Consider the following 1,927-nt stretch of genomic DNA (forward strand, 5'->3'; position numbering starts at 1 on the left):
GCCACGCGCTGCACTGGACCGCACCGCTCGGGATTTCCACGAACGAGGTTCCGAACTGGCCATCGACCGAGGCCGAGGGTTATGCCCTTGACGAGCGCCTGACCGGCAACCCGCCCCGCGATATGTACGGCAAAGACCTCGCCAAATCCTTCCGCGCCTTCCGCGCGAAAGGAGCAGAGCATGTGCGGGGCGAACTCACGCGGTTTCTGGCCTCGCAGTATCGGGGCGGCGGCGAAAAGCTGGCGGCGTTGGTGGACAAAGAAACCTCACCCTGCATTCGTGACGTCTGGACGCCGACCGCCGCGAACTTCTTTTCCCGTGTGGGCGGCCCCTACCTCAATGCCTTGTGGCGCGAGCTTCTGGACCTGAAAGAGGACCACCCGACCGCGACCACCTTCGCCAAGCTGAAAAAGGGTGAGAAGGCCGCGAAGCTGGAAGCCCTCTTTGGAGACGAGGCCACCCGCAGCGCCCATGGCGTCACCGAAGAACAGGCTGTGCAGATCGCGGCGTGGCTGCCCGAAGAAATGGAATGAGATCGAGGGCGGGGCGCGTTTGTGCCCTCCCTACCCCTCTCCGCCCCTGGATTCCTCGTGGTGAGGATCAACTGGCCCCGTTTCGGCGGGGTCTTTCTTGATGTTCAAGCGTAAAGTACGTATATTACGCTTGTTACGTAAAAGGAGGGCTTCATGGCAAGCGCTACGATAACCGAGGAATTCCCCAAAACGTCGATGAACCGTCGTGCAGGCGATGTATGGGCGGCTGCGGCCAAAGGGCCTGTCAGCCTGTCGGACCATGGCACGTCCCGGTTCGTCGTCATGACACGCGAGCAGTTCGATGCGCTGGTCGGGCGCAGCGATCCCCGGATCGCTCGGGCCACTGCCGATATTCCGCTCGACGAAGCCGAGGAACTGATGCGCGTGTTGAAAGGGGTTCTCGATGCCGACGACGAGGCCTGAGATTGGCGCCGTCTGGCACTATCCCTATCTATGGAAGTGGCAGGCAGAAACCGGCGAAACGGAGGGGCGAAAACCGCGCCCAACCCTTCTTTCCGCTGTTGTCCCGATCGCCGGAGACACCACTCGGCTGTACCTGCTGCCGATCACGGGGTCTGAGCCGACCGCCGACCGGGATGCACTTGAGGTGCCCATTACCGAGATAAGGCGGGCGGAACTGTCCGAATACAAACGGCTCTGGATCATCTTTGATGAACACAATCGCGATACGTTGGAGGAGTCCTTTTATTTCGAACCGACGGCCCAGATAGGCACGTTCTCAAAGGCCTTCGTCAAGGTGATCGCACGCCGTTTCATGACAGCATATCAGACTCAGGGCGCGCGGTCTGGCGTGGACCGGACGGATTGAAGGCAAGTGATCGGTTACAGCATCGGCACATAAGGAAAAGCGGTATGAATATCCCTGTCCGTATTGCTTGAATATCCATCATGGGATATACAGATATCACATTGAGGGATATGCCCATGCCGCTTTACATCAGAGACGACGCCGTTGCTCAATTGGCCGTCAGGTTGATGCACATGACCGGTGCAGAAAACAAGACCGAGGCGGTGCGCCGGGCGCTTCTGGCGCAGATCGAGGCGGTTCAGAACCGCAAGCCGCTTCTTGAGCGCATCGAGGAGATACGTGCCGAAGCGGACACCATCGGGGCGGTTGATCCTGGCTTCGACATGAAAGCCTTCACCGACCAGATGTGGGGCGATGCCTGATGTTTATCGATGCTTCCGCCATCGTCACGATCCTCAACCGCGCACCGGGATCGGACGAGACCGCCCGGCGCATCGAGGACCACAAGGGACAACGCTTTGTCTCACCTCTGGTGCGGTTCGAGGCAGCCGCCGCCCTCGCCCGGTCGCGGTCGGGGCAGCATGCCACGGCCGCGCCGGAGCAGGTGGAAGCGGCCGAGCGGATC

Annotated in this window: 4 protein-coding genes and 1 pseudogene; all 5 read left to right on the forward strand. The window is 60.8% G+C overall.

All coding sequences use genetic code 11. The features are described from left to right. A pseudogene (locus WBB85_RS00165) lies at positions 1-533 on the forward strand (ParB/RepB/Spo0J family partition protein); the annotation flags it as partial. A gap of 153 nt (positions 534-686) precedes the next feature. Beyond that, positions 687-956 (forward strand): type II toxin-antitoxin system prevent-host-death family antitoxin, encoded by a 270-nt coding sequence (locus WBB85_RS00170; RefSeq protein WP_432636599.1) that lies wholly within the window; start codon positions 687-689, stop codon positions 954-956. Next, positions 937-1,362 (forward strand): hypothetical protein, encoded by a 426-nt coding sequence (locus WBB85_RS00175; RefSeq protein WP_432636600.1) that lies wholly within the window; start codon positions 937-939, stop codon positions 1,360-1,362. Before WBB85_RS00170 ends, WBB85_RS00175 begins: the two co-directional genes overlap by 20 nt. Before the next feature lie 116 nt (positions 1,363-1,478). Then, a complete protein-coding gene (locus WBB85_RS00180; RefSeq protein WP_432636601.1) occupies positions 1,479-1,724 on the forward strand; it encodes a type II toxin-antitoxin system VapB family antitoxin in 246 nt (81 codons plus the stop codon). Continuing rightward, positions 1,724-1,927 (forward strand): PIN domain-containing protein (locus WBB85_RS00185; RefSeq protein ID WP_432636603.1); only part of this gene is annotated, 204 nt, incomplete at its 3' end. The genes WBB85_RS00180 and WBB85_RS00185, both read left to right, overlap by 1 nt.

It is taken from the genome of Albidovulum sp. (assembly GCF_049646345.1).
In the GTDB taxonomy this organism is placed as follows: Bacteria; Pseudomonadota; Alphaproteobacteria; order Rhodobacterales; family Rhodobacteraceae; genus Albidovulum.

Coding starts and splice junctions, on each gene's coding strand:
- WBB85_RS00170 (WP_432636599.1), top strand. CDS start 687: ATGGCAAGCGCTACGATAACCGAGGAATTCCCCAAAACGTCGATGAAC.
- WBB85_RS00175 (WP_432636600.1), top strand. CDS start 937: ATGCCGACGACGAGGCCTGAGATTGGCGCCGTCTGGCACTATCCCTAT.
- WBB85_RS00180 (WP_432636601.1), top strand. CDS start 1,479: ATGCCGCTTTACATCAGAGACGACGCCGTTGCTCAATTGGCCGTCAGG.